Source organism: Spirosoma profusum (assembly GCF_014699005.1).
GTDB lineage: Bacteria > Bacteroidota > Bacteroidia > Cytophagales > Spirosomataceae > Spirosoma > Spirosoma profusum.
In genome coordinates, this window is the sequence record NZ_JACWZY010000028.1 from 43,405 (window position 1) to 67,327 (window position 23,923).

Annotated in this window: 20 protein-coding genes and 1 pseudogene; 5 read left to right on the top strand and 16 right to left on the bottom strand. The window is 48.2% G+C overall.

The features are described from left to right. Nucleotides 1-4: 4 nt before the first annotated feature. The 12 genes and pseudogenes from IC229_RS25940 to IC229_RS25995 form a co-directional block, all read right to left on the bottom strand. Nucleotides 5-856, bottom strand: a complete 852-nt coding sequence (locus IC229_RS25940; RefSeq protein ID WP_190890415.1) for a DUF58 domain-containing protein — start codon at nt 854-856, stop codon at nt 5-7. A 100-nt stretch (nt 857-956) separates the two neighbouring features. Next, the gene (locus tag IC229_RS25945; RefSeq protein WP_190890417.1) at nt 957-1,931 is read right to left on the bottom strand and encodes an AAA family ATPase; all 975 of its coding nucleotides are present in this window, start codon (nt 1,929-1,931) and stop codon (nt 957-959) included. Between the two features lie 104 nt (nt 1,932-2,035). Next, nucleotides 2,036-2,653, bottom strand: coding sequence for a DUF4159 domain-containing protein (locus IC229_RS25950; RefSeq protein ID WP_190890419.1), 618 nt, complete (start codon nt 2,651-2,653; stop codon nt 2,036-2,038). Between the two features lie 36 nt (nt 2,654-2,689). Continuing rightward, nucleotides 2,690-3,196, bottom strand: a complete 507-nt coding sequence (locus tag IC229_RS25955; RefSeq protein ID WP_190890421.1) for a GNAT family N-acetyltransferase — start codon at nt 3,194-3,196, stop codon at nt 2,690-2,692. Between the two features lie 81 nt (nt 3,197-3,277). Continuing rightward, nucleotides 3,278-3,787 carry a GNAT family N-acetyltransferase gene (locus tag IC229_RS25960; protein ID WP_190890423.1) on the bottom strand — a complete coding sequence of 170 codons (510 nt, stop codon included), beginning with the start codon at nt 3,785-3,787 and terminating at the stop codon, nt 3,278-3,280. A gap of 18 nt (nt 3,788-3,805) precedes the next feature. Beyond that, complete coding sequence (locus tag IC229_RS25965; RefSeq protein WP_190890424.1) at nt 3,806-5,143, bottom strand: TldD/PmbA family protein; 1,338 nt, start codon at nt 5,141-5,143, stop codon at nt 3,806-3,808. Nucleotides 5,144-5,230: 87 nt separating this feature from the next. Next, entirely contained in the window at nt 5,231-6,871 is a 1,641-nt protein-coding gene (locus tag IC229_RS25970) for a TldD/PmbA family protein (protein ID WP_190890426.1), read from the bottom strand. A 53-nt stretch (nt 6,872-6,924) separates the two neighbouring features. Continuing rightward, nucleotides 6,925-7,347: pseudogene (locus IC229_RS25975) on the bottom strand (GxxExxY protein). Further along, a complete protein-coding gene (locus IC229_RS25980; RefSeq protein ID WP_190890427.1) occupies nt 7,337-8,698 on the bottom strand; it encodes a TldD/PmbA family protein in 1,362 nt (453 codons plus the stop codon). The pseudogene IC229_RS25975 and the gene IC229_RS25980 overlap by 11 nt, the downstream one beginning before the upstream one ends. A 123-nt stretch (nt 8,699-8,821) precedes the next feature. Continuing rightward, nucleotides 8,822-10,462, bottom strand: a complete 1,641-nt coding sequence (locus IC229_RS25985; RefSeq protein ID WP_190890429.1) for a TldD/PmbA family protein — start codon at nt 10,460-10,462, stop codon at nt 8,822-8,824. Nucleotides 10,463-10,577: 115 nt separating this feature from the next. Beyond that, nucleotides 10,578-11,945, bottom strand: coding sequence for a TldD/PmbA family protein (locus IC229_RS25990; RefSeq protein WP_190890430.1), 1,368 nt, complete (start codon nt 11,943-11,945; stop codon nt 10,578-10,580). 56 nt (nt 11,946-12,001) lie between these two features. Then, complete coding sequence (locus IC229_RS25995; protein ID WP_190890432.1) at nt 12,002-13,660, bottom strand: TldD/PmbA family protein; 1,659 nt, start codon at nt 13,658-13,660, stop codon at nt 12,002-12,004. A 191-nt stretch (nt 13,661-13,851) separates the two neighbouring features. On the opposite strand from IC229_RS25995, the gene IC229_RS26000 reads away from it, so the two are divergent. Continuing rightward, complete coding sequence (locus IC229_RS26000; protein WP_190890433.1) at nt 13,852-14,061, top strand: hypothetical protein; 210 nt, start codon at nt 13,852-13,854, stop codon at nt 14,059-14,061. Between the two features lie 141 nt (nt 14,062-14,202). On the opposite strand, the gene IC229_RS26005 is transcribed toward IC229_RS26000, so the two are convergent. The 3 genes from IC229_RS26005 to IC229_RS26015 all read right to left on the bottom strand — a co-directional run bounded on the left by IC229_RS26005 (nt 14,203) and on the right by IC229_RS26015 (nt 17,172). Beyond that, complete coding sequence (locus tag IC229_RS26005) at nt 14,203-15,267, bottom strand: ATP-grasp domain-containing protein (protein WP_190890435.1); 1,065 nt, start codon at nt 15,265-15,267, stop codon at nt 14,203-14,205. Between the two features lie 683 nt (nt 15,268-15,950). After that, nucleotides 15,951-16,391, bottom strand: coding sequence for a DinB family protein (locus IC229_RS26010; protein ID WP_190890437.1), 441 nt, complete (start codon nt 16,389-16,391; stop codon nt 15,951-15,953). 76 nt (nt 16,392-16,467) lie between these two features. Further along, a complete protein-coding gene (locus IC229_RS26015) occupies nt 16,468-17,172 on the bottom strand; it encodes an esterase family protein (RefSeq protein ID WP_190890439.1) in 705 nt (234 codons plus the stop codon). 154 nt (nt 17,173-17,326) lie between these two features. Here IC229_RS26015 and IC229_RS26020 point away from each other — a divergent pair, with 154 nt between their 5' ends. The 3 genes from IC229_RS26020 to IC229_RS26030 all read left to right on the top strand — a co-directional run bounded on the left by IC229_RS26020 (nt 17,327) and on the right by IC229_RS26030 (nt 19,865). Continuing rightward, nucleotides 17,327-18,217 carry an alpha/beta hydrolase gene (locus IC229_RS26020; protein ID WP_190890441.1) on the top strand — a complete coding sequence of 297 codons (891 nt, stop codon included), beginning with the start codon at nt 17,327-17,329 and terminating at the stop codon, nt 18,215-18,217. A gap of 27 nt (nt 18,218-18,244) precedes the next feature. After that, on the top strand, nt 18,245-19,069 hold the full coding sequence (locus tag IC229_RS26025; RefSeq protein ID WP_190890443.1) for a glycoside hydrolase family 16 protein: 825 nt from the start codon (nt 18,245-18,247) through the stop codon (nt 19,067-19,069). Between the two features lie 172 nt (nt 19,070-19,241). Further along, nucleotides 19,242-19,865, top strand: a complete 624-nt coding sequence (locus tag IC229_RS26030) for a response regulator (RefSeq protein WP_190890444.1) — start codon at nt 19,242-19,244, stop codon at nt 19,863-19,865. 216 nt (nt 19,866-20,081) lie between these two features. Here IC229_RS26030 and IC229_RS26035 read toward each other — a convergent pair whose 3' ends face one another. After that, nucleotides 20,082-22,007 (bottom strand): sensor histidine kinase, encoded by a 1,926-nt coding sequence (locus IC229_RS26035; protein WP_190890446.1) that lies wholly within the window; start codon nt 22,005-22,007, stop codon nt 20,082-20,084. A gap of 169 nt (nt 22,008-22,176) precedes the next feature. Between IC229_RS26035 and IC229_RS26040 the strand changes: the two genes are divergently transcribed. Beyond that, nucleotides 22,177-23,853 (top strand): Kelch repeat-containing protein, encoded by a 1,677-nt coding sequence (locus IC229_RS26040; RefSeq protein ID WP_190890447.1) that lies wholly within the window; start codon nt 22,177-22,179, stop codon nt 23,851-23,853. Nucleotides 23,854-23,923: the final 70 nt, after the last annotated feature.

Sequence of the window (23,923 nt, forward strand, 5' to 3'; positions counted from 1 at the left end):
AGTTCTAAGTCAACAAAAACTGTTTTAACACTAACGCAATGGGTTCGCTCAATCGGATACGTATCAACCGAACGTGTGGTAAGCGAAGACTTTCGTCCAGACTTGCCAGGTAATCAGTGGCTCGCTGGCGAACCGTTTCTCGAATTGTATCGGCTTGTAATTCAAGTTCCTTGCCCGTTTCTAAGTCCTGAAATCGGTAAAAGCCACTCATGGAAAAATCCAGTTCTTGATCGCCCAATAACTGAAATAGGACAATTTCCCGGCGCGGAGCGGCCACTTTTTGAATGAGGTTTACCCACTCATCATTCACCTGTAAAAAGTCTGACGCAATTATGAGCATCTCATTTTGTTTACGACCGAATTCAGGAATCACATCGCCCTGATTGCTCCAGGGACCTTCTGCACGAGCTGCTTCGAGTTGCGCTACAATCTTCAGAAAAGCCTGTTTGCCCGACGGAACGAGCGGTTTCACCGAACCCTGTTGAAGTGCGTACAAACTCAATTGATCTCCCTGTCTGTTAGTGAGATACGCCAGCGAGGCTAGCAGGATTTTCGCATATTGCAAGCGACTGATTTTTCCTTCGGCGTAATTCATCGAACCCGACAAATCGAGTAGCAGCCGAATCTGCTGATTACTTTCCGTAGCCGATTCCCGTACCAGATGATGCCCGGTTTTCGCAAATAATTTCCAGTCGATACGTTTCGGATCATCGCCCGGAACGTAGTGCCGAAACTGCTCAAACTCGGTTCCAATACCCGACCGCCGACTCTGCTGAACACCCAGCATCAACTCATCACTGACTAGTTTTCCAGCCAGTTGGAGGTTATTTAGTTTGATGAGGTCTTGAGTGAGCATGTATGTGACAAATTGTTACGCAGAGATTCGCGGAGAAGTAAGAGACGCACAGAGAATTCTCTGCGAATCTCTATCTGCTCTGTGCATCTCTGCGTAATTGCTATTTAACTGCTGATAGCAATTCACTGATCACCTTATCCGTAGTAATGCCCTCAGATTCAGCGCGGAAGTTGAGGGCGATGCGGTGACGTAGCACGGGGTACGCCAGCGACTGAATGTCTTCGGAGATGACAGAAAACCGCTCATGCAGCACCGCACGTGCTTTGGCACACAACACCAGCGCCTGTCCGGCACGAGGACCGGCGCCCCATTCGCCCCACTGCTTCACAAAAGCCGACGTAGTGGTTTGCGGGCGTGAGGAACGTACCAGCCGGTTGATATAGTCGATCAGTTCGTCGCTGATATGCACCTGCCGGGTTAAGGTTTGCAAATCAAGAATGTCCTTGTCGGAGAGCACTGTTTCCAGTTTTGGTTTGGCCGTGCCGGTGGTACTTTTCAGTACGTTCAACTCCTCATTTTCCGACGGATAACTCAGTTTTATATAAAGGAGAAATCGGTCGAGTTGGGCTTCGGGAAGCGGATACGTACCGGCCTGCTCAATTGGGTTCTGAGTGGCAATGATCAGGAAAGGCCGGGGAAGTTCGTAGTCGGTGCCACCGTATGTAACCTTGTATTCCTGCATGGCTTCCAGCATAGCCGCCTGCGTTTTGGGAGGAGTCCGGTTGATTTCGTCGGCCAGTACTACGTTGGCAAACAGCGGTCCCCGGTTAAAAACGAAAACTTTATGACCCGTTTCATGGTCATCTTCCAGAATTTCGGTGCCAACAATGTCGCCGGGCATCAGGTCGGGCGTAAACTGAATGCGCTTGAAACGCATCGCCAGCGCATCGGACATGGTCTTGACCATCAGCGTTTTGGCCAATCCCGGTACGCCCTCGAGCAAACAATGACCACCCGCCAGCAACGTAATGAGTACTTCGTTGATAACGTCCTGCTGCCCGATGATGACTTTCCCGATTTCTGCTTTTAGTAGCGGTAGTTTAGCGACGAGTGTTTTGTAATGTTGTGTATCCAATTTCTATTCAGGTTGTTCAGTTGATTGAGTCACAGAGCTGCACCAAAATGCACAAAGAGTTAATATGTCTCTGTGCAGCTCCGTGCAACTCTGTGTCATAATTTTTAAAGCGTAAGCGCATACGTAACAATGTTCACTCCAAATTTTGTATTGTCTTCGGCCAGAAATCGCTTGTTCCGAAAATCGTAATCCCACTCACAGCCGTAGTCTTTGTTACTGTACAACACACCGATACGTCCGTTGATGGTTATGGCTTTGAGATAGTCGTGGACCAGATCATCACCCCATCCATTTAGTTCGAACGACGTAGTGGGCGGCCCATCGTCGAACTTAAAAAAACAGCTATAAATTGGGTGTGTGTTCGGTATTTTCTGTAACGCTTTTGGTCCAAACGTTCGGGCCATTTCCTGCTCGAACGATTTCGCAAACAGCCCGTCGACGTCGTGATTGCAATCATCGACAAATACGAATCCGCCATTTTGAACGTAGCGTTTGAAATGGTCGCGTTCCTGCGCCGAAAATTCCACCAATTTATGTCCACTGAGGTAACAGAACGGGCTTTTGAACAGGTCAGGACTGCTTAAATGGACCACCCGTTCCCTCTGATCGACCGGCAACGTAGTGTATTCGACTAGTGAATGCAGCAGGTTCGAAGGCATTCGCTGATCGGTATCCCAGTCGCCGGAGGTATATTGGATTCGGGTGAAAAAAAACGGTTTCAATAGCGTTTGTCCAGTTTTGTGCAATTCGTAGCCATGCTACGTTAACTGTTTTTCCAAAATAAAATCTTCCATCAGAAACCCTTCGCCAATGTCGATATCTTCCTGGCCAACCATCAAAAAGCCCATTCGTTCATAAAACTGAAGCGCTTTGTTAAATCGGTTTACGTTCAGCCCCAGTCGGTTGTTTCCGTTACATTGTGCGATTTCGGCAACTTTATCGATCAATAATCGCCCGACGCCTTTGCCCTGGCTACTGGGCAGAAGGTATATTTTATGGACCTTGGTTAACGGCTCTTTTTTATAATTCAACTCGTAGGATACGTAGCCCAGGGGTTCATCATCTGTCTGGTCTTTCGCCAGCAGAAAGACATGATTTTTATCCTGTATCTGCGCCTTGAGCGAATCCAGACTATACATTATTTCGAGCATATAGCTGATTTGCGTAGGCGACAGAATGGCTTCGAACGTACTGGGCCAGGTTCGGTGAGCAATATCCTGTATAATCGATAAATCGGACTCACTAACATCGGTAATAGCAATCATAGCTTACTAACGAAAGAATACTGGTTATTGAATAATGTTAAATGGCACGTGTCAGATAAATCATTATTCAGTAATCAGTATTCATTTATTTTTAGTCCAGGCCATTAACAGGCTGTCTTCAAAAGATCCGTCCGCATTTCTGGTTTTGTTCAACATCGTGCCTTCCTGAACAAATCCCAGACTCCGATAGAGCCCGATAGATTTCTGATTCGAAGCTCTCGATTCCAGTTCAATACGCAGCACTTCCGGAAATCGAACCTGCACTTCGGTCAGAAATGCCTGAAATAACGTTTTGCCGACACCTTTGCCCTGAAAATCAGGATGAACAGCAATGGTCAGACCAGTTAAAATGTGGTCGAAAATATGGATGCCGTATTTCGACGCATGGATTTCGGCTACAAGTCGGTTCGATACGTCGGTCGCAACGAGCATCAGTCCTTGTTTTTCAGTACTTTGGAATAGCGACGCTACGTATTCATCCGTGATTTCGATCTCAGTTCGGGCAATGCCCTGACTGATACGCGCTACGTCCCGATACAATTCACAAAGTGCGCTTTTGTCCTGAATGACTCCGTATCGGATCGTGACCATTTTACATCAATAACACACTTACACCGCATCTGAGAGACTCGTGAACGTAAACTCCCGGATTTTCATAGGCGGAATCAGGTAGTTCTGGTCGGTTTCGGTGCTGACCACGCGCTCTGGTTTGCCCAAGGATTCGAGATTATTAAGCATGATAATCGGACTCTCGTTGAAACGGAAGTTCTTGATTGGATGCTTGATTTTTCCATTTTCGATATAGAACGTACCGTCGCGGGTGAGGCCGGTGAGCAGGATCGTTTGTGGATCTACTTCGCGGATGTACCAGAGTTTAGTGACCAGAATACCGCGCTGGGTGCTCTTGATCATGTCTTCCAACGTAGCGTTGCCACCCATCATAATCACGTTATTAGGGCCTGGAATGGCTTTTTTGCCTGTTTTCTGAGCCCAGTAGCGAGAATACGATAGATTCTTTGCTACTCCTTTCTCAATCCACATCGTTTTTTCCTGCGGACGCCCATCGCCCGACCAGGGAGAAGCGGGCAACTCGGGATTCGTCGGGTCGGAGTAGATCGTAACGCGCTCATCGACAATCTTATCGCCCAATCTCGATTTGCCGCCCGCTTTGCTGAAATAAGACCGACCTTCATCGGCAGATCGGGCATCCATGTTGAAGAAGATGTTTTCGAGCAGCACGACGGCGGCCGTCGGTTCCAGAATGACGGTGTATTTGCCAGGTTCGATGGCTCTCGCTTCGGCTGATCCCTGACCTTTCTGGATGGCAATACGTGTGGCTTCGGCCGTGTCTAATTTGCTGAAATCACTATAACCGCGTGCTACGTATCCTGATCCTTTGCCGTCGGAGGTACGTACCGTTAGCGAGAAATTTACATTGCTGCTGGGGTAATAGGCAAACAACCCTTTGGAATTCATCATGGCGGTGTAGCCGTATTGGTCCTGCAAAAAGCCGGCGGCTACCAGATTCTTCTCCCGCGAGAGCTGAAGGCTTTTATCGACAGCCTCGGCGCGTTTATCGGGTGTAATCTGGGCGGTTGTGTCGAAAAAACCGGTTGATTTCAGATACTGCTGTGGCCCTAATACGCTTACGTATTCCGGATTTTCGGGAGCTAGTCGCGCCAGTTCCTCCGAACGACGTACTACCTTTTCTATAGATGCGTCGTCGAACTCATCAATAGTTGCCACGCCGACTTTTTTACCAAATGCCGACTGAACCGCTAGATTTTTATTGATAAGTGAGCCGCTGGTCGACACTTCGTTACGGGCGTAACGCAGATTACCCCGTTCTTCGCCGAGAATATTGACCTCGCACTCGTCGGCTTTTGAGTAGCTGAGAACTTTAGTGAGCAGCGTCTTGGCTTCTGCTTCAGTGAGTATGATTGCCATGATTTTAGTCAGTCGATAGTCATCAGTCGGTAGTCATCAGTCGCAAAGTTTTAGCTTATTTAAACTTTATGACTGTCGACTAATGACTTATATTTTTCTAGCTGTATTAATAACATTTACACCATTGAACCGAGCCGTAGAGCTACCGTGGGAAACCGCACTTGACTGTGGAGGCTGTCCTTTTCCGTCGAAGAATGACCCGCCTAGCCGATAGTCTTTTTCATCGCAGACCGCTACGCAGGAGTTCCAGAATTCCTGCGTATTTGACTGATATGCTACGTCTTTAAGCATTCCGGCAATCTGACCATCTTTGATTTCATAGTACAATTGCCCACCAAACTGGAAATTATAGCGCTGTTGATCAATAGAGAAGGAGCCGTCGCCGATGATGTAAATGCCTTTTTTGACATCCTTAATCATGTCCTGTACCGACAAAGGCGTTTTACCGGGAGCCAGCGATACGTTGGCCATGCGCTGGAACTGCACTGAACTCCAGCTATCCGCATAGCAACATCCCTGCGATTCATTCTCGCCGATGATGTGCGCCTGGTCGCGGATGGCCTGGTAGTTTACTAACGTACCATCTTTCACCAGATCCCAGCGTTTGGTTTGTACGCCTTCATCGTCATAACCAACAGCTCCCAGTGAACCTACCTGGGTTTTATCAGCGAATAGATTAACCTGTTTACTACCATAGTTGAAACTTTTCGACTGCCATTTGTCCAACGTAGCGAAGCTGGTACCCGCGAAATTGGCCTCATAGCCCAGTACTCGGTCAAGTTCGAGTGGGTGACCGACTGACTCGTGGATGGTGAGCCACAGGTGAGATGGGTCAAGCACGAGGTCGTATTTGCCAGCTTCGACCGATTTAGCGGCATGCTTGGCACGGGCTTGTTTAGCGGCAGCGGTAATGTCCTCCAGCATATCGTACCCTTTGTTGTAGCGCGTTGTAATGCCCGTGATTTTATCGGCCGGATTACTTTGCAGGTACTCATATCCCATACCTACTGGTGCACTCAGTCCCTGCCGTGTCTCGAACTTGCCGGTTTTAGCATCGATTGCCGTCACCGTTGAGAGTGGCCAGATGCGGTGAATGTCCTGGTCGGCGTAGGTACCATCGGTAGTCGCCAGATACTTCTGCTCATTGACCATGAACAGAATGGAGTTCACGTAGTTGGCCCCGTTTTTCAGTGCTGCGTTATTTACCGATAAAAGCAAATCGACTTTTTCCTTGATCGGTACCTCAAACGCATTTTTTTGAATGGGCGCTTTCCAGCTTACTTCGCCATAACCTTTTTGGGGTGCCAACTGCACGGGCTGTTTCATCAGTTTGGCGTTGGCTTTGGCAATAGCTACCGCTTTTTCGGCTGCTTTAGCCAGGTCAGCCTCGCTTTTTGCATCGACCACGGCGGCAAATCCCCAACAGCCATCAGCAATTACGCGAACGCCTACGCCATACGATTCAGTGTTGACTATGTTCTGCACTTTGTCTTCACGCGTGACCACAAATTGATTGAGGTAGCGGCCAATACGTACGTCGGTGTAGGTAGCGCCTTTACTTTTGGCGGCATTCATGGCGGCATCGGCCAGGCGTTTCTTGACTGCTACGTCCAGGCCAGGTTCCAGCAGCATTTCGGGCGAAACGGGGCGCGAAAAGGCGGGTAGGGGAGGCATCAGGATACCGGCGGTACCCATGCCCAGAAGTTGATTAAAGTGTCGGCGGTTCATTGGATTGTGTTTTTTATGCTGGGACGCAGAGATGCACGGAGACACACAGAGATTCACAGAGAAAAATTAGCGAATCGTCTGATGCCTTCGCGAAGCATCTTAACGCGGAAGTTTATACGTAATCCTAATTTAAAGTTGCCCGTTTTCAGATACGTTAATACCTGTGCTTCATGAATCTCCATTAAGGTGTCAACGATTTTAAGCTCAATCACCAATTTGTTTTCTACTAATAAGTCGACCCGGTAGCCATGCTCTTTTATAAATCACGGGCATTGTTTTTCGCGTTCGACAAGCAATCCCGTTTGTTGCAGTTCATAGTATAAACATTCCTGGTAGGCTGATTCAAGTAGACCCGCCCCTAGTGTGTGATGCACTTCAATAGCTTTGTCAATAACAATTGTCGCTAAATCCTTCTCTGTGAATCTCTGTGTGTCTCCGTGATCTCTGCGTCCCAGCATAATAATATTACACTGCATCAGACAGGCTGGTAAACGTAAAGTCACGAATTTTCATAGGCGGAATCAGGTGTCCCCCCGCACGTACCGGCTTGCCCAGCGCTTCAAGATTGTTGAGCATGATAACCGGGCTTTCGTTAAACCGGAAGTTCTTGACAGGGTACTTAATCTGCCCATTTTCAATGTAGAACGTACCGTCGCGGGTGAGGCCCGTATACAGCAATGTCTGCGGATCAACGGCGCGGATGTACCAGAGCCGCGTGACCAGAATTCCTTTCGTTGTGCTTTTGATGAGGTCGGCCAACGATTCTGTACCACCCATCATGATGATGCCAGTGGGGGGAGGAATGGCTTTAATTCCTTTCTTCTCTGCCCAGAACCGAGTCGCTGGCATGTTCTTCACAACGCCTTTTTCCACCCACGTTACTTTTTCCTGTGGACGACCGTCGCTGCCACCGCCAAAACGACCGGCACCTCCGCCCCCGCCCCCTCCTCCACCAAACGGCGATAAGGGCAACTCGGCATTCATGGGATCGGTAATAATGTTGACGCGTTCGTCGAAAAGTTTTTCGCCCAGGCGAGTTCCTCCACCTTTTTTGCTCAGAAAGCTACGTCCTTCGTCGGCATTGCGGGCATCCATGCTGAACATCATGTTTTGTAATAACTCGACCGACGCGGTTGGCTCCAGAATGACTGTGTATTTACCCGGTTCCAGCGCACGAGCGTTAACGGAGGCAACAGCTTTGCTCATAGCTACTTCCGTGGCTGCTTTCGTGCTGAGCTTCGTTACATCGTTAACATCGGGATTAGCATAACCGGAGCCAAGTCCATCAGCGGTGCGTACTGTGATGGAAAAATCGACACCGGTAGATCGGTTATAGCCGAAAAGTCCTTTGCTATTGCCGATGGATGTAAAGCCAGTCGTATCTTCCATGTAACCGGCGGCTGTCAGGTTCTTCGTTTTGCAGGGACCGATGCTGTCGAAAGCGGCTTTGGCCCGGAATTCAGGGTCTATTTTTGCTGTGCTTTCGGCATACGTATTGGTTTGTAGATACGTTTGTGGCCCCAGCATCGGCATATACTCTGGATTTTCAGGAGCGAGTTTTGCAATTTCCTCCGCCCGACGTACCGTTTTCTCGAGCGAGGCATCATCCAGCTCGTTGATGGTTGCTGTACCCGACCGTTTGCCGAATACCGCTGTTACCGCCAGCGCCAGATTGTCAGCTTCGCCACTGGTCGATACCGAGTTACGGGCATAACGTATGTTGCCGGTACGTCCCCCTGTCAGGCTCACGCTGGTTTCGTCGGCCTTGGCGTAGGAGAGGGCTTTATCAATGATACGTTTTGCCTCTGCTTGGGTTAAAATAGCCATAGTTCGTTGATTGGGTCACAGAGATGCACCGCAACGGCGGACCGTCAAGACAAACGGAGATACGCAGAGATAATTTTTCTCTGTGACTCTCTGTTACCCTTCGTGCATCTCTGTGGCCCATTTTTAAATTTTCCGTGCTGTATTAATTACGTTAACACCATTAAAACGAGCCGTCGAGCTGCCATGCGATACCGCGCTTGATTGTGGTGGCTGCCCTTTTCCGTCGTTAAATGCACCACCCAACCGGTAATCCTTTTCGTCGCAGACGGCTACACAGGAGTTCCAGAATTCGCGGGTGTTAGCCTGATACGCTACGTCCTTGAGCATACCGGCAATTTGGCCGTCCTTAATTTCGTAAAACAGTTGACCGCCGAACTGGAAGTTGTACCGTTGCTGATCGATGGAGAACGAGCCATCGCCGATAATATAGATGCCTTTTTTGACGTCTTTAATCATCTGGTCAACCGACAAAGGCGTTTTACCAGGAGCCAGTGATACGTTGGCCATGCGCTGGAATTGTACTGAACTCCAGTTGTCAGCGTAGCAGCAGCCCTGCGATTCATTTTCGCCGATGATATGTACCTGATCACGAATGGCCTGGTAATTTACCAGAATGCCATCTTTCACCAGATCCCAGCGTTTAGTTTTAACGCCTTCATCATCCCAGCCAACCAACCCTAATGAGCCTTGCTGGGTTTTGTCGGCGAAGAAGTTAACGACGGGACTACCGTAGTTGAAATTCTTTGTTTGCCACTTGTCTAACGTAGCGAAGCTGGTGCCTGCGTAATTGGCCTCATAGCCCAGTACACGGTCGAGTTCGAGCGGGTGTCCAACCGATTCGTGAATAGTCAGCCAGGTGTGCGACGGGTCGAGGACGAGGTCATATTTACCTGCTTCCACCGACTTGGCCGAGAGTTTCTCTTTGGCTTGTTTGGCTGCTGCGGTGATGTCTTCCAGCATGTCGTACCCTTTGTTATAGCGGGTCGTGACGCCGGTGAGCTTGTCGGCTGGGTTGGTTTGCAGATAGTCGTAACCCATTCCCATTGGGGCACTTAATGAATTGCGTGTAGCAAACCGTCCGTTCTGAGGGTCAACGGCTGTTACAGTGAAACTTGGTCCGATTCGGTGAATGTCCTGATCGGAATACGTACCGTCAGTCGAGGCAAAATACTTTTGCTCATTCACCTGAAACAGTACGTTATTGACGAAGTTGGCCCCGTTTTGCATAGCCGCAGCGTTGCAGGACAGCAGTAACTCTACTTTCTCTTTAATCGGAACTTCAAAAGCGTTACGTTTGATAGGTGCCTTCCAGCTTACCTCGCCAAAACCCTTTTGTGGTGCGAGTTGAACGGGTTCGGTCAATAAGCGGGCGTTCGCTTTGGCGATTTTGATGGCTGTTTCGGTGGCTTTGGCAACAACCGATTCATCCCGCGCATCGCCTACTGACGCAAATCCCCAACACCCATCCACAATAACCCTTACGCCAACGCCAAACGACTCAGAGTTAACAATGCCCTGTACTTTGTTTTCGCGGGTAAGAACGAACTGGTTCAGATATCGGCCAATACGTACATCGGCATAGGTAGCGCCCTTGCTTTTTGCTGTGTTGAGTGCTGCATCGGCCAGCCGTTTTTTTATGGCTACGTCCAGACCTGGTTCCAGCAATTGTTCTGGGGTGACCGATCGGGAAAAAGCGGGTAATGAGGGCATCAGGATTCCGGCTGTGCCCATACTTAGTAACTGGTTAAAATCTCGACGGTTCATGGATTATAGTCGATAGTCAATAGTCGTTGGTTAAGAAGAGTTTGTTAATGGAAATCATTAGTCATCCGTCGCTAGTCAATAATTTTGTTGACTAGCGACGGATGACTAATGACTTTTACACCGCATCCGATAAACTCGTAAACGTAAAGTCGCGGATTTTCATGGGCGGAATCAGGTTACCACCCATCCGAACGGGTTTGCCTAGCGCTTCGAGGTTGTTGAGCATAATTACCGGGCTTTCATTGAAGCGGAAATTCTTGACGGGGAATTTTATCTGCCCGTTTTCGATGTAGAACGTACCGTCGCGGGTCAGGCCCGTGTATAAAAGTGTCTGTGGATCAACAGTGCGGATGTACCAGAACCGCGTGACCAGAATTCCTTTTTCCGTACTTTTAATCATATCGGCTAGCGATTGCGTGCCGCCTTCCATAATGAAATTGGCCGGTGGTGGTACGGCCTTGACGCCTTTTTTCTCAGCCCAGTAGCGGGAGTAAGATAGATTCTTGACAACCCCTTTTTCAATCCAGGTGATTTTTTCCTGCGGACGCCCGTCACTGCCTCCGCCCCCAAATCGACCACCGCCCCCTCCTCCTCCAAACGCGGCTGCGGGAACTTCCAGATTTGTCGGGTCAGAATAGATGGTGACACGCTCATCAAATAACTTGTCGCCCAGTCGGGTAGTACCGCCTTTTTTACTCATAAAGCTACGTCCCTCTTCGGCGTTTCGGGCATCTAAACCATTCATCATGGCGGCCATCAGCGAGGCATCTACGTTGCTCAACAGGGCAGCTGGCTCCAAAATAACGGTATATTTACCGGGTTCAAGAGCCCGGGCATTTGTCGATGCCATCGCTTTCTGCATGGCAATCTCGGTGGCGTCTTTCGTGCTTAGTTTCGATACGTCCGTTACGTCGCGGGTGGCGTAACCGGAGCCGGTTCCATCGGCAGTACGTACCGTAATCGAAAATTCAACGGAAGTTTCCCGATTGTAGGCCGTCAGTCCTTTGGTATTACCGATGGCCGTAAATCGAGTCGAATCTTCCATGTAGCCAGCGGCTGTCAGGTTCTTTTTGCGGCAAGGGTCAAGACTATTGAACGTAGCTTTTGCCCGAAAATCAGGGTCTATTTTAGCTGTGTTTTCAGAGTAGGGATCAGCCGGAAGATACGTTTGTGGCCCCAGCATTGGTACGTATTCTGGATTTTCGGGGGCCAGACGGGCGACTTCTTCGGCTCGCCGAACGGTCTTTTCAATCGACGCGTCATCAAATTCGTTGAGCGTAGCGGTGCCGGCACGCTTGCCAAAAACAGCCGTTATACTCATCGAAAGATTAGTGCCTTCTCCACTGGTCGATACGGCGTTGCGAGCGTACCGAATGTTGCCGGTACGTCCCCCCGACAGATTGACGCTGGTTTCGTCGGCCTTGGCGTAGGAGAGCGCCTTGTCAATTATTTTCTTTGCTTCGTCTTTGGTTAAGATGGACATAGTTTTGTCAATAGTCGATAGTCAGCAGTCGATAGCTGCCAGCAATTGACTTCCGTTTATATTTTCCGACCTGTATTGATTACGTTGACGCCATTGAAACGCGTAGTAGCTGAACCATGCGAAACGGCACTCACTTGTGACGGTTGTCCTTTACCATCGAAGAAAGAACCGAACGTGCGGTAGTCGTCCTTGTCGCAGAGTTGGGCGCAGGAGTTCCAGAATTCCTGGGTATTCGACTGATACGCTACGTCGTCGAGCATACCCACGATTTCACCATTCTTGATTTCGTAGAATAATTGCCCGCCGAACTGAAAGTTATATCGCTGCTGGTCAATTGAATAGGAACCACGGCCAATGATATAAATACCCTTGTCGACACCTTTAATCATGTCGAAAACAGAGCGTTTTTCTGCGCCGGGCTTGAGTGATACGTTCGGCATCCGTTGGAACTGCACTGTGCTCCAGTTGTCGGCGTAGCAGCAGCCATTCGATTCCTTTTCGCCCAGAATAGCGGCCTGGTCGCGGATAGCCTGATAGTTCACCAGAATGCCATCTTTGATCAAATCCCACTCTTTACACGGAACGCCCTCGTCGTCGTAACCAACTGTGCCCAACGTATTGGGTTGCGTTTTATCGGCAACAATATTGACCAGTTTACTGCCGTAATTGAACGTCTTCGATTTCCACTTATCCAACGTAGCGAAGCTGGTGCCCGCATAATTAGCCTCGTAACCCAATACGCGATCAAGCTCGGTAGGGTGACCGACGGATTCGTGGATGGTCAAACCGAGGTGATTGGGATCGAGCACAAGGTCGTATTTACCCGGCTGAACACTTTTGGCGGTGAGTTTTTCTTTCGCCTGTTTCGCGGCCAACGTAGCATCTTCAACCATGTCGTACGAATACCGATAACCCACCAGACCGTTTGGTGCTTTTATTTTTTCGGAAGCCAGCCCATCCAGATATTCGTAACCCATACCCATCGGCGAACTGATGGCATCGCGGGTTTTAAATTTTCCGGCAGCGCGGTCAACTGCCGATACCGTGAACGTAGGCCAGATGCGGTGAATATCCTGATCGATGTAAGAGCCATCGGTCGATGCGAAATATTTCTGTTCGTTAATGAAAAACAGGTTCGACGTAACGAAAGCCGCGCCATTTCTCATGGCTTCGCCGTTGACCTTCATCAACAGGTCTATTTTTTCACTGACGGGTATCTGAAAAGCATTTTTCTGGATAGGCGTTTTCCAGGTTACTTCGCCAACGCCTTTCTGCGGAGCCAGCTGAACGGGTTCGGTTTGAAGGCGAGAGTTGGCTTTGGCGATGGATACGGCCGTTTTCGCACATCGGGCGATGGCATCGGGTGTTACGTCGCTGGTGGCGGCAAAACCCCACGTACCGTTCGCAATAACCCGGATACCAATGCCGTATGATTCGGCGTTTACAATATTCTGGACTTTCGTTTCGCGGGTGAACAGGTACTGTTGCAGGTAGCGGCCAATGCGAACGTCGGTATACGTAGCGCCCTGGCTTTTAGCCGTATTGAGTGCTACGTCGGCTAATTTTTTCTTGGCGGCCGCGTCGACGCCAGCTCCCCAGCCTGAGGCATCGAACAGATAATCTGCTGATACGTTATTGCCAAATACCGGGACGCCAGCGGTAAATAGGCTACCAATGCCCAGCCCCGACAACTGGATAAAATCGCGTCTTTGCATGTACTACGTTGTTGATGATAGATTCAAACATTCGGAAAACGCGAATATGGTTAAAAATGCTGAAGTGACAGTACTTTTGTGACGAACGGTAAGTCGAAATTTTGCCGATATGCCTAATATTATTCGGAGAAAAGGCTTTTGCGCAGAGAATTTAGAAAGATTTATAGAAATTGGTTTAACGCTACGTGATTATGCACGAACAGCAATTTGAGGAGTTTATTCAGGACGTATTGATAACGATTCATGCGAATATTCGCGATCTGGAAGAGAAGCGAACGTTCGCTGATTCTGAAGAACATGATTACATAGACGGGCGATTGTTCAGCTACGGCGAAATGCTGGCGATACTACGTTCATCAGCCCGCGATACGGGCATTGATCCTAAGCGAATTGGTCTTTGAAGGAGCACAAAAAAACGTCCCGAACGTATTAGAATCGTTCGGGACGTTTTTTGTCATGCTGAGGAACGAAGCATCTTAAGGTTTCCTAGCACGTAGTTAGGATGCTTCAGGATGCTTCGTTCCTCAGCATGACAAATGTGTTTACTTTTTACCCTTTTTAGGCTTTGCTTCTTCTTTTGCTTTAGGCGCTTCTTTTGCTTTTTCTGCCTTTGGCGCTTTAGCTTCTTTAGCAGGGGCTGAAGGTGCCGCAATATCAGCAACTGAGCCACGGACAAACGTACCCCAGGTCAGGTTGTTATTACCTTTTTGCGCTTTTTTTGCCCGGTCGATGGCCATGTTTGCGGCTGCTTCAACTACCCAGTCAAAATTGGCCTGCCCAACCGAATGAACGTCGGCGTCGGGAGCGGGATTGCAGAAGTCAATAGCGATGGGGATACCGTCGCGCACAGCGAATTCAACTGTATTGAAATCGTAGCCAAGTCCGTGGTTCAGTTTCAATACGTAGTCGTGCATGGTTTCCAGCAGTTTTTTGCCGGCGTCGCCCGTGGTTTTCATTTCAGAAGCGTACCGCAAATGGTGCGGATTACGTGGCTCATACGACATGATACGTACATCTTTACCACCAATGCAGTAGCACCGGAAGTAATCAGTAAAGTCGATGGCTTCCTGGTACAGCATTACTAATTGTCCAGTTTCATCGTAGGCGTTGAACATCTGCTCAGGATTGTCAACTTTGTAAACGCTTTTCCAGCCACCCCCCGCGTGCGGCTTCATGAAGGCCGGGAAACCAATATGCTTGAAAATAGCATCCCAATTCATGTGTTTCAGGTTGCGAAACGAGTTATGATTTGTGTCGTCGGGGCGCTCTTTGGAAGGAAGCAAAAACGTTTTTGGAACAGGTACCCCAAGTTGAACAGCCAGACAGTTATTGAAAAATTTCTCGTCGGCACTCCACCAGAAAGGGTTATTTACCACCGCTGTTCCGGTCAGCGCGGCATTCTTCAGAAAAGCCTTATAGAATGGAACATCCTGCGAAATACGGTCGATGATAACGGCGTAATCTGTCGCTACGCTTTGTTCGACCTGATCGATACTGACAAATTCGGCAGAAAACGTACTTTGTTTTTCATTAACACGGTCGACAAAAGCCTGTGGGAACGTGTTTTCCTGCCCGAATAGAATGCCGATTTTCGATTTCTTGCTCATAATGAATTAGTTAAGGTTAATTTAAATGACTTAAATTAACGACAGTTGGTTAAACTGTGAAAACATTGGTTGTTGATGTGGTAAACATACCGCTTTTCACATTGTTTAACGCGACGCAATGTCAATCATAACGTTTCCCTACTTCGTTTATAGTACATAAACTACTTAAAAATCGGGTTTTATGAGTCAGTACAGCAGAATGAACTGATCGGCTCAAATCATGTGTCACGTGTAAATGTTTTCATTTGTAATGACCTGATTTTACGTAAGATACAGGTTAAATAAAACGAGAAATTAATCCCGTTTTAATATGAAGGTATGCGCGTATTGCGTATAACTACCTATATTTGTGCATGGTTTTCCGCTTGTCCACCGCAACCTGAACAAACCATCACGACACTGTAACTGGCCCGTAATTAAGCGGGCTTTTCTTTTTTTCAATTATAGAGCGCTGAACAGACGTAGTTGCTCAATACGAATCCCTGTTTATTGCGGTGCTGAATGTACATGTGCAAACCGGTCTTCGTACGACGAAAATTTGGCCATACCCGCGTAAAAGTTGTCATAGTGGATTGGAGAGGATGAGGTTTTAGGTCATCCAAAACAACTACTGTGCCGAACTGATACTACGTAGAAAAAGATATTATTACGTAGCCGAAACGCTTGTTGAATCAGCCAGAAAACTAGAGTAATGTCTTGAGGTGATGCTCTAGATGTGCTACGTAATCCTCAATAATCCAATCCAGCGTATACGTTTCTGCTGCTACACCATTATACTGAACGGGCTGAGCAAGCGTGACCTCTGGAATGACTTCGGCAACGTAAAGAATTTGCGTATTCAGACTGCTCCAAAGCGTGAGCAGGTGCTCCAGCGGTAACGTTTGGTATTGATTGACAACGACCAACTGATTCTGATTGTAAGATGTAGTCTGATACGTTCCTTCCGAAAACTGGGCATCGGTAAACCGCTTCAGATTATTGATGGCCGAATCAATCAGATGCCCCAGAATTTGCTTACGCGACCATTTATCCGGCGCGTGCTGCGTCAAATCAGTTTCTGAGAAGGCTTTTAGGTGCACAGGTACATCCGAAATGTGCTGGCGAAGCCGGTCGAGGTGGTGCATGGAATGATGATATAAGATATATGAAGTATGATGTATGAAATACGGTTGCCATAGTTCATACATCATAGTTCATACATCAAATTTTACTTAAATATCTGGGAAACTGATCTTTCCAGACGGGCCAGTCATGATTGCCCCAGGGCGTTACGTCGAGTTGATGGCGAATGCCTTTGTAGCTCAGTATCCCCGACATCTGATAATTATCAGGTTTACAGAAATCATATTCCGACGTACCAAGCACGATATTCATATGGTGAAACTCATCGTTCTGGGCGTTGGGCATGAAATCGGGAGGATTATTATAATACACGTTATCGTCGTAATAACCGCCCAGAAACGACTTGATGTTGAAAGCCGCGCCCATCGTGAGCAAATGACCAACCTGCTCAGGGTGCCGGAAAGCGTAATTCAACGCATGATACCCCCCGAACGAAGCTCCCGAAACACCGATTTTTTGCACATTACATTCTCGCTGCATACCCGGTACCAGTTCTTCATGCAGAAACTTGTCGTATAAAACATGATTCCAGATGCGGGTACCGGGGTGCAGGTGTTTGGCGTACCAACTGTCTTTGTCGATGCTGTCGATGCAGTAAAGTTTTACTTTCCCGGTTTCCACAAACCAGCGGGCTGTGTCGATCAAACCGAAATCCTTGTACTCGTAGTAATGGCCCATGGAGGTCGGAAACATCAGTACCGGATAGCCCCAATTGCCATAAACCAGCATCTCGATGTCACGCCCGAGGTGATGCGAATACCATTTTCGATAGTCTTCCTGCACGTTGATAGTTGTTTAATGAGTGTTTTAACCGCTTATAAATTTCGGCTGAAAATAGAAGAAATAGCTGGTACCGACAAAAACAACGCCGTGGGCATTGAAAAATTTAGCTACTTTGTCAGTTGTGAAGATTATCCTTTTGTTATTTTTTGCGCTTATGGTTGAACTTGTACCAACCCTCCCACGCGCCGAACAATCCACCGTAACGGTTCGGCACGACGACTCACTATACTCGGTTCCGCTAAAACGAACTGTTCATCTGGACGTAGTATTACCTCCTCATTACCAGTCTTTTGTTGGTACGAATCGACAGGACGACGTAGCAAAATTGCCTGTCTTGTACCTGAACGATGGGCAGGATTTAGGTCGTTTGCGAATGAAAGACGTACTGGATTCGCTCTACGAAAAACAGGCGATACGGCCGTTTGTACTCGTGGCCATTCACGCCGGCGACCGGATTCAGGAATATGGTACGTCGGCTCAGGCCGATTACATGAACCGGGGCAGCAAGGCAAATCTGTACACCGACTTCGTACTTACCGAACTTATTCCCTACGTCAGAAAAAAATACCGCGTCAGCACTGATCCGGCCCAATCGGTATTTGCGGGTTTCTCGCTGGGTGGCTTATCGGCCTTCGATATTGTTTTCCATCATCCCGAACGATTTTCCAAAGCAGGCGTATTTTCGGGGGCGCTCTGGTGGCGTAGTAAAAGTACAGAAGACGGCTACCGCGACGAAACCGACCGTATCATGCACGCGCTGGTACGAAAAGGAACGTATCACAAAGGTCAGAAATTCTGGTTCGAAGCCGGAACCGACGACGAAACCAGCGACCGCAACAACAATGGCATCATCGACGCCATCGACGATACCCTTGACCTGATAACAGAGTTAGAGAAAAAAGGCTATCAACGTAACAGCCAACCGACCGACATTCGCTACGTTGAAATTGCCGGTGGAAAACACAATCAGGAAACCTGGAGCGCCATCATGCCCGATTTTCTGACGTGGGCGTTTCCAAAGAGTGCCGTAACGGATGTTAAATGAGCGAATGAGCGATTTAGGCTATTTGTCATGAAAAATCTATTGATAATTAAATCCTTGGTATTAATTGCCATTCTGGCTTGCAAAGCCCCCGACGTAACGGCACCGGTTAACGTAACAACTTCGCCCACAGCTCGTAAACTCGTTTGGACTGATGAATTTGACAAGCCGGGACTACCTGATTCGACAAAATGGGATTATGAAGTAGGCGGGGGCGGTTGGGGCAATAACGAGCTTCAGTACTACACCCGCCGACGTAGAGAAAACGCCCGCGTCGAAAATGGGAAACTCATTATCGAAGCCCGCAAAGAATCGTACGAAGGTAAGAATTACACCTCGGCGCGGTTGCTGACGCGGGGCAAAATGGCGTGGAAACAGGGACGTATCGAAGCCTTCGCTAAACTTCCGTCGGGGCGGGGTACGTGGCCGGCAGTCTGGATGCTGGGCAATAATATCAAAACCGCTGGCTGGCCGCTGGCTGGCGAAATCGATATCATGGAACACGTTGGTTTCGATGAAGGCGTTATTCATGGCACCATCCATACCGAAACCTATAACCACGCCAAAAAGACCCAGAAAGGCAAGCAGATCAACATTCCGGATGCTACCCAGACGTATCACCTCTACGCCATCGAGTGGACCGCCGATAAGATTGATTTCTACGTAGATAACCAGAAATACAACACAGTCGAGAAAGCTGTTTTAGGAGGCAACGTAGCGGAATGGCCTTTTGAACAGAAATTTTATCTACTGCTGAACGTAGCGGTGGGCGGCAACTGGGGTGGTCAGAAAGGCGTTGACGAAAGTATCTGGCCCCGACGCATGGAAGTAGATTACGTTCGGGTGTATCAATAGTTGAGGGAATCAAAAAGGCGAGCAACGTAGCAATTGCTCGTTTTTTTGATACGTTAGCTATAAGCGTGGACGGCAACGTATCACCCGAATATGGGATACCCTTAAGCTATAACGCCTGATTACCTTTACGCTAACGGCGTAAAAACTGACTCCGCTTTTTTTATCTTTAATTATGCCAATCCGTGTCTTGATTTATGAGGATAACGCGCCCTTACGCGAAGCCTTAAGTGCCCTGATCGACGATACGGATGGCTGCGCATTAGTAGGCGCTTTCGGCGACTGTCTGCGTGCCAATGACCAGACGTATCAGTTCCAGCCCGACGTAGTGCTGATGGATATTGATCTGCCTGGTCGCGACGGTATTCAGGCGGTAACCAGCTTGCATCGCGAGTTTCCGGCTGTGGAAGTCCTGATGCTTACCGTTTTCGACGACGACGACCGCGTGTTTCGAGCCTTGTGTGCCGGCGCGTCAGGCTACTTACTAAAGCAAACTACACCCGATCAAATCATTGAGTCAATTGAATCGGTATACGCTGGCGGGTCACCCATGTCGCCTAGTATTGCCCGGAAAGTCATTCAATCATTTCCGGCCCGTTCGGGAGGGTCGGCAAGTCTCGATCAGCTTACTAGTCGGGAAAGTCAGGTGTTACACTATCTGGCGCAGGGCATGAGCTACAAACTCGTAGCCGCAGAGCTGGGCGTTGGTATTGAAACCGTCCGAACGCACATCAAACGGATTTACGAAAAGCTGCACGTGCACTCGGTGGTAGAAGCAGTGGCGAAGTATAAGCTGTAGGTCAGCAATGTAACAGCTAGACTTTAGATAAATTTCCAGCACTAATTAGCGCGAATAATGAATGTTTTACCGAGTAAACGTCTAATTAACATATCTATATCAAGATTTTTGTCATCCTGACGCAGGAAGGATCTTAGGATTTTCTGGCACTACAGTAAGAAAACCTTAAGATCCTTCCTGCGTCAGGATGACAAAAATCACTTCCCATAATTTACGTTAACTATTATCTGATGAACTAGTAGAGGTAGCAAACCGTGGTTCTGTTGGCTGGTAGTGCTGTGACAACGTAATGGAACAATTAATAGAGAACGTAGTACCCCGACCTGGCTCAGATTCAATACATAAACGTCCTCGTAAACTTTCCACGCGCTGCTGAATACTACGTAGTCCCAGACCACTGGTGGTGGCGTTCTGGTCAAGCCCAACGCCGTCATCGCGAATGATGAGTTGCAGGTTGCTGGCTTCAATACGTAGCGTAATCCAGACGTTTTGCGCATTCGCATGGCGAAATACGTTCGTCAGGCACTCTTTGGCAATCAGATGTAACTCGCGTCGTTGTTTTTCGGTAAACTCAAGCTGGGCACTGGTTTCAGTGATGTCGATGTGGAGACGAACCAAACTGTCCTGAAACAGCGTGTAAGCCGTTTCGCGAATACGTTGCCCGGCGTCTTGCAGCGAATCACTGGACGAATTCAGACTCCAGACAATTTCGCGCATGGAATCCATCACTTGCCGGGCCGTTTGACCAATCGTGAGCAAACGTTGATGAGCGCGTTCGTCTGTTACGTAGCGCGTGGTCGTCTGGCTCAGAATGCTGATGCTGCTTAATTGCGAACCTACTTCATCGTGCAGATCCCGGGCAATTTCATCGCGCAGGCTGTTTAGCTTCGCCTGTTTCTGTTCATTTCCCTGCAATTGCTCAATCAATTTAGCCTGAATCTGTAATTTTTCCTGCCGGATCAGTTCATGACGTTGGGCAATTCCGAGGGCAAACGTTACAATCTCAAGAATATAGCCCGTCATAAAAATGCCTGCCTCAACATCATAGACCGTTGGCGAATCCGGGAAAAATAGCCGATTGATGAGGGAAATAATACCACTTAAGATAAAGAACAGAACTCCCCAGAACAAAAATCTGGTGACAGGATCGTAAAAAAGCCAGAGTGTATAAAGTGTATAAAGGCCGTATAAAAGTAAGCCAATATCAATAATTCGGTGTGCCAGGTGCCAGACAGGCTCCGTAAATTTATCGACTACCACAAACACATCACCAATGCCCAGCAGTACAAAAAGAATACTGGCGACTACATAAACGGTATCAATTCTGGAAGAGCGCGTTTTTAACTGGACGTATTCTCGTAGAAATAACCCATATGCCGCCAGCGACCAGAACATAAACGTAAGCGAATGCCGACTGACAAAATTTACGGAACGTAGCAATGGCCAGTAATCCAGCCCACGCAAATATTCGTCGGTCATTACGCTGCGTAGCATAACCAGCAAAACATACAACGAATAGTACAGAAGAACCCGCTCCCGCAGAATAACGTATTGCATGCCCGTGTAGAGAAACATAATCAGCAGGCAACCCAGAAAGCCTGTTCCCAGCAAGCGTGTCTGTGAATGTTCGATGGCTCGATGATCCAGGAATTGCTGATAACCAGTCCGGCTGAATAAGACAGGAGAATAATGGATGGTATTAACAGACGATTTATTCAGGAAAACGACCCGCAGAAGCATAGTTCGTTCGGGGAGAACCTGAAAAAGGAGCCCATTTCGGTGTTGCAGGCCAAACTCCGGATATTGATCGAACTGGAGCATCGGCGCGGGATAAAGCCAGCCCGATTGCCCTAGTAACGTAGCAATTCCGTTGTCAATCCGGTAAGCAGTTAATTGATCAATTCCATAATACAGAATAACCTCAACTGGCTTATTGGTAGGGTTTTGAATCCGATAAGTAGCCACGATGGATTTATTTTTAACAGGAAACAAGGCTGGTAATTCGGCGCGCCCATTGGTGAATGGATACGTATATGTTTGCGCCAGTCCAGACATACTTCCTAAGAAAAACAAAAGCAAAAGCCAGCCAGAAATAGAGCTATGTCGACGTAGCGCTGAAGAGGATGAATAGAAACCTGCCACCTGGAGGAAATTTATAGATCAAGACAAAACTCGGTGTATGGGATAGCCTGTAATTGTAAAAATGCGACATAAATCCTTCTGTATCCCCCTTTTATGGGATTTCGCACCCTAAAAACTTTGGTGACCTTTGGGGAAATTAATCGGTATCCCGTTTCTAATCCTCATCATCATGCAATCATTTCGTTTCTCGTTACACCTGGTTAGTTTATTAACCGGGTTATTATTCGGCTTGCAGAACTGCAAAAAATCGGAGCCAGACCCTGCCCAACCCGGTGGCACGACAACCCCTGGTAGCACCACAACGACAACCCCCGGCAGTACTACGTCGGCTACCTCAACCGCTCCAACATTCAGTACTGCTACGGCTCCTGCTACGTCGGGCGTTACGACTACTTCGGCTAACGTATCGGCTGTACTAAATTCGAACGGAGGAGCAACAATAACCCAGCATGGCTTTATCTACAGCAAAATCAATCAGACGCCAACGCTTTCCGATAGTAAAACAGAATTAGGGACTACCAGCGGCCCATTTCCATTAACCATCATCAGCAAACTGACGACGCTGGAAGCCAACGCAACGTACTACGTTCGGGCGTATGCCACGAATGAAAAAGGAACAGGGTACAGCGCTGTAGTTCTGTTGAAAACCACTCAGTCGGCGCTACCCGTTTTGACTATTAAAGAAGCTGAAAACATTACATCCTATGGCTTCAAGGCGCTGGCTATTTTTACGGCTTTAGGCGGCAGTCCGTCGCCTGTTTCTAAATATGGTTTTGTCTGGGCGACGTCGAATACAACGCCAACCGTTGACGGGACTGACACGAAAAAATGGGATCAGGTAATCAATGGCCTGACTACCAGTACGTTTTCCTATGAATATACGATTAGTGGGCTTTCGGCCAATCAGACCTGCTACGTAAGGGCATTTGGCGAGTATGCTGCCGATGGAAAAACAAACGTAGTCTATTCAGATGTACTACCGGTTAAAACATTACCACAAGCCGTTTTAACCGGTACATGGAAAGACCTGGGTAAGTACAATCAGTCCAGCTATTCGAGTTTCCTGACTATCGATACGAAGCAATTTTGGGTAACCTCGACCAATACCTATCAGGTGGAACCGCTTACCGCAGCGTTGACCAAGAAGGCAGATTTTCCGGGTACCGCTTCCGGTACGATTCGGTTGGCTTCAGTCGGACAGAAAATCTACGTTCTGCATGGTCGGGACAAAGCGTTGAACTACGTACGTGAGACGTGGGAATATGACATTCCAACGAACACCTGGAAACGCAAAGCCGATTTTCCGGGAAATCTGCGGATGAGTCCGAGTGTGGGTTCAGTTGGTGGGAAGATCTATTATGGGCTGGGTACTATGACGAGCAGCGTAACAACGCGGTATACGGACTGGTGGGAATATGACCCAACTGCTGATAAGTGGACGCAGAAAACCGACCTGCCCGAGCAGCTTCAGGGCAATACGTTGCTGGGCGTTAGCAGTAAGCTTTATTTTATTGCTACCTACGATCAGGGAAATTCAACCCAAAAAGTTTACGAATACGATCCGGGCGGAAATAGCTGGAAACGCCTGAAAGATGCGCCGTCTTCGGATGCGGCCTCTGAAAGTAAAACTGTCAGTTTGCTGAACAACAAAATTTACGCGCTTCAGAATTCAACGACAAATGCCCGGTTTTGGGAGTACGATGCTCCTTCGGATACCTGGACCGAGCGCCGGGAATTTAGCGCAAAGGTCAATTCGCCCCTGTTGTTTCCAGGCAATAACAAGATGTATGTCATTGGAACCGTTGTGCCGGGTTTTGAGCTGAAAATGCTTGAGTTTACACCTTAACGTAGCGCGAATCATGGTGAAATGGTAAGATAATGCGTTGATTAACAGAATGTTGCTGACGCTAGGGGCT

Excerpts from the sequence above, each read along its gene's own strand:
- IC229_RS25940 (WP_190890415.1), bottom strand. The coding sequence starts at position 856 with ATGCTCACTCAAGACCTCATCAAACTAAATAACCTCCAACTGGCTGGA.
- IC229_RS25955 (WP_190890421.1), bottom strand. The coding sequence starts at position 3,196 with ATGATTGCTATTACCGATGTTAGTGAGTCCGATTTATCGATTATACAG.
- IC229_RS25960 (WP_190890423.1), bottom strand. The coding sequence starts at position 3,787 with ATGGTCACGATCCGATACGGAGTCATTCAGGACAAAAGCGCACTTTGT.
- IC229_RS25965 (WP_190890424.1), bottom strand. The coding sequence starts at position 5,143 with ATGGCAATCATACTCACTGAAGCAGAAGCCAAGACGCTGCTCACTAAA.
- IC229_RS25970 (WP_190890426.1), bottom strand. The coding sequence starts at position 6,871 with ATGAACCGCCGACACTTTAATCAACTTCTGGGCATGGGTACCGCCGGT.
- IC229_RS25980 (WP_190890427.1), bottom strand. The coding sequence starts at position 8,698 with ATGGCTATTTTAACCCAAGCAGAGGCAAAACGTATCATTGATAAAGCC.
- IC229_RS25985 (WP_190890429.1), bottom strand. The coding sequence starts at position 10,462 with ATGAACCGTCGAGATTTTAACCAGTTACTAAGTATGGGCACAGCCGGA.
- IC229_RS25990 (WP_190890430.1), bottom strand. The coding sequence starts at position 11,945 with ATGTCCATCTTAACCAAAGACGAAGCAAAGAAAATAATTGACAAGGCG.
- IC229_RS25995 (WP_190890432.1), bottom strand. The coding sequence starts at position 13,660 with ATGCAAAGACGCGATTTTATCCAGTTGTCGGGGCTGGGCATTGGTAGC.
- IC229_RS26000 (WP_190890433.1), top strand. The coding sequence starts at position 13,852 with ATGCACGAACAGCAATTTGAGGAGTTTATTCAGGACGTATTGATAACG.
- IC229_RS26005 (WP_190890435.1), bottom strand. The coding sequence starts at position 15,267 with ATGAGCAAGAAATCGAAAATCGGCATTCTATTCGGGCAGGAAAACACG.
- IC229_RS26010 (WP_190890437.1), bottom strand. The coding sequence starts at position 16,391 with ATGCACCACCTCGACCGGCTTCGCCAGCACATTTCGGATGTACCTGTG.
- IC229_RS26020 (WP_190890441.1), top strand. The coding sequence starts at position 17,327 with ATGGTTGAACTTGTACCAACCCTCCCACGCGCCGAACAATCCACCGTA.
- IC229_RS26025 (WP_190890443.1), top strand. The coding sequence starts at position 18,245 with ATGAAAAATCTATTGATAATTAAATCCTTGGTATTAATTGCCATTCTG.
- IC229_RS26030 (WP_190890444.1), top strand. The coding sequence starts at position 19,242 with ATGCCAATCCGTGTCTTGATTTATGAGGATAACGCGCCCTTACGCGAA.
- IC229_RS26040 (WP_190890447.1), top strand. The coding sequence starts at position 22,177 with ATGCAATCATTTCGTTTCTCGTTACACCTGGTTAGTTTATTAACCGGG.